Raw genomic sequence first — 2,701 nt, 5'->3', positions numbered from 1 at the left:
GGGGGCGGCGGGGGGGGCGGGGTCGGGGCGGGGGCGGGGCCCGCGGGTGCCCGGGGCGGGCGCCGCCGACGGCGGGGGGGGGCGGGGGCGTCGCCGCGGCGGTGATCCTCGGCTTCACCATCGGCGATCTCACGATCCGCAGGCTGGGCGAGGCGCTGATCGGCACGGCGCGGATCTTCGCCATCATCGCCATGGTGTTCATCGGCGCGCTCGTGCTGGCGCAGGCGATCAGCATGCTGGGCCTGCCGCAGCAGATGCTGGCCGCGATCGGCGAATGGGGGCTGTCGAAATGGGTGCTGCTGCTGGTGGTGGTGGCGATCTACCTGGTGCTGGGCTGCTTCTTCGACGGCCTGTCCATGATGATCATGACCCTGCCGTTGGTCTTCCCGCTGATGACGGGCGTCGGCTTCGACGCGGTGTGGCTCGGCGTGGTCGTCACGCTGATGATCGAGATCGGCATGCTGACGCCGCCGGTCGGGATGAACCTCTTCGTCCTGGTCGGCATCACCGGCGGCGAGGTGACGCTGGCCGCGGCGGCCCGCGCCGCGCTGCCCTACTGGTGCGCGCTGCTGGCCGGCGTGGTGCTGCTCTGCCTGTTCCCCGGCATCGCCACCTGGCTGCCCGCGCTGGCCTTCGGCTGATCATGCCGGGTCGGCGAAGGCTTCACCTTCGCCCCTCAGTCGCCGGCGCCGCCTCGCGGCTTGGCTTCGCGGCATTGGCCGCGGGCCGTATTCGCGGCCTCGGCCGGCTTGCGCCGGCCGCAGGTCGTTCGTCTTGCGGCTTTGGCATCACCTGCTCTCCGGCTGCGCGCCGAGCGCGCGCCGGATCGGCGCGGGCAGGATCGGCGCCGTCAGCAGATCCACCGTGACGAAGGCGCCGACCCCCGGCAGCGTCGTCGGCGCGCCGTCGGGCGGGCCGCCGCCGAAGGGGTCGGGTCCGACGCCGGTCGGCAGCGGCTTCCAGCCGAGATCCACGCCGGCACCCGCCTGCAGGTTCACACCCGGCACGACACCCCAATTGGCCAGCCCGGAGGCCAGCCGGACATTGCCCGCCGCATCCAGCGACCAGGTGAAGTCCAGCGAGAGCGTCATCTGCGGGAACCAGGAGACCTTCTCATGCGCGAGGCCGAGCAGGTCGTCGCCGGAGAAGGAGGCCTTGAGCAGCGTCGGCCCGTTCTCGCTTTCCGGCAGCACGTAGCGGAAATCGGTCAGCGTGGCGTAGGGGATCAGGCCGATCGGCGCGATCAGGTTGACGTCGGAGAGCAGCTTGCGCCCTTCGGGATCGGCCAGGCCCGCGCCGAGGCCGAGGCCGTAGGTCGCAGCACCGAACCCGATCACGCCGGCCTTCTCGCCGGTGCCCAGCCGGTCCCATTGCCGCAGGCCGAACCGCTTGGCGGGCTCCAGCAATTCCGTCTTGATGCGGGGGTCGTCCTTGGCGGCGTCCTTCGCCACCTTCACGCCGGTCTCGAGCGCGTCGGCGGCCTCCTCCGGCTTCTTCTCCTCCTCGAGCTGCACGGCCGGGCCATGCGCGCCCTGCTGCAGCACATGCGCGAGCTCATGGCCGAGCAGGCGGCGCGTCTCCGCGCTGCCCGGCTGCCATTCGCCGGGCGCGAAGCCGATGTCGCGCCCCGCGGCGAAGGCCCGCGCGCCGAGCCGCGCCGCCGCGCCGCGCTCGCGGTGCAGACGCACGCCGGCCAGGTCGGCGCCGAGGCGCTGCTCGAAATAGCGCCGGTCGCGCGCCGGCAGCCGCGTGCCCTCGCCGAGGCCGAGCGCCGCCGGCGCGGCGCCGCGCGCGGCCTTGGCGCCGGGCTCGGGCCCGCGCTCCGCCGCGCGGTCCGCGGCACGCTCGCGCCCGCCATGGCGCAGCACGGGGACAGGGGGCGCGGCCGTGCGCCTCATGGCGCGATCCCATGCGGCACGGGGCGTCCGGCCTTGGCGAATTCCTGTACCAGCGCGGCCTGCAGCAGCCGCGGCCCGATCGGCTCGCCCGCCTCCGCCGCGGCATAGGCGGCGGTCAGCGCAGCGTTGCGGATCTCCCCGCCCGTGACGTCGCAGGCATTGGCCAGCGCGGCGAGGTCGAGCCCCGGCGCCAGCAGCGCGGCCGGCAGATGCGCGCGCCACAGCGCCAGGCGCTGCGCCGGGTTCGGCCGGCGGAAGGGCACGGTCAGGTCGAAGCGGCGCAGGAAGGCCTCGTCCATGCCCTCGGCCAGGTTGGTGGCGAGCAGGGCGACGCCGTCGAAGCGCTCCAGCCGCTGCAGCAGGTAGTTCACCTCGATGTTGGCGTAGCGGTCATGCGCGTCCTGCACCGCGGTGCGCTTGCCGAACAGCGCATCGGCCTCGTCGAAGAACAGCACCGCGGCGAAGCCCTCCGCCGCGGCGAAGAGCTCGGCGAGGTTCTTCTCGGTCTCGCCGATGTATTTGGACACGACGCGCGAGAGATCGGCGGCCAGCAGCGGCAGGCCGAGCCGCAGCGCCACGGCTTCCGCCGCCAGCGTCTTGCCGGTGCCGGGATCGCCGGTGAGCAGCGCGACCAGCGCGCTGCCGCCGGCATCCATGCCCCATTGCTCGCGCACGATGGCGCGGTGGCGGGTGCGGCGCACCACCTCCTCCAGCCGCGCCTGCGTCACCGGGTCCACCACCAGCCGGTCCCAGCCGACCCGCGGCGCCGCGCCCCCGCGGCGGCGCCGCGCCCGCCCCCCGCC

At 74.5% G+C, this 2,701-nt stretch carries 3 protein-coding genes; 1 reads left to right on the top strand and 2 read right to left on the bottom strand.

What is annotated here, in order from left to right; translation table 11 throughout:
* The first annotated feature begins 101 nt into the window (after nucleotides 1-101).
* The gene (locus AC1MIR_RS14140) at nucleotides 102-641 is read left to right on the top strand and encodes a TRAP transporter large permease subunit (RefSeq protein ID WP_480028836.1); all 540 of its coding nucleotides are present in this window, start codon (nucleotides 102-104) and stop codon (nucleotides 639-641) included.
* A 147-nt stretch (nucleotides 642-788) separates the two neighbouring features.
* Here AC1MIR_RS14140 and AC1MIR_RS14135 read toward each other — a convergent pair whose 3' ends face one another.
* Both AC1MIR_RS14135 and AC1MIR_RS14130 read right to left on the bottom strand, forming a co-directional pair.
* Nucleotides 789-1,898 (bottom strand): eCIS core domain-containing protein, encoded by a 1,110-nt coding sequence (locus tag AC1MIR_RS14135; RefSeq protein WP_480028835.1) that lies wholly within the window; start codon nucleotides 1,896-1,898, stop codon nucleotides 789-791.
* On the bottom strand, nucleotides 1,895-2,701 hold an 807-nt coding region (locus tag AC1MIR_RS14130), incomplete at its 5' end, for an ATP-binding protein (protein WP_480028834.1). The genes AC1MIR_RS14130 and AC1MIR_RS14135, both read right to left, overlap by 4 nt.

This window comes from Falsiroseomonas sp. RANM36, from assembly GCF_056682175.1.
Note: the sequence above shows the minus strand (reverse complement) of the source record. Positions and strands in the feature narration are given on the sequence as shown.

Coding starts and splice junctions, on each gene's coding strand:
- AC1MIR_RS14135 (WP_480028835.1), bottom strand. CDS start 1,898: ATGAGGCGCACGGCCGCGCCCCCTGTCCCCGTGCTGCGCCATGGCGGG.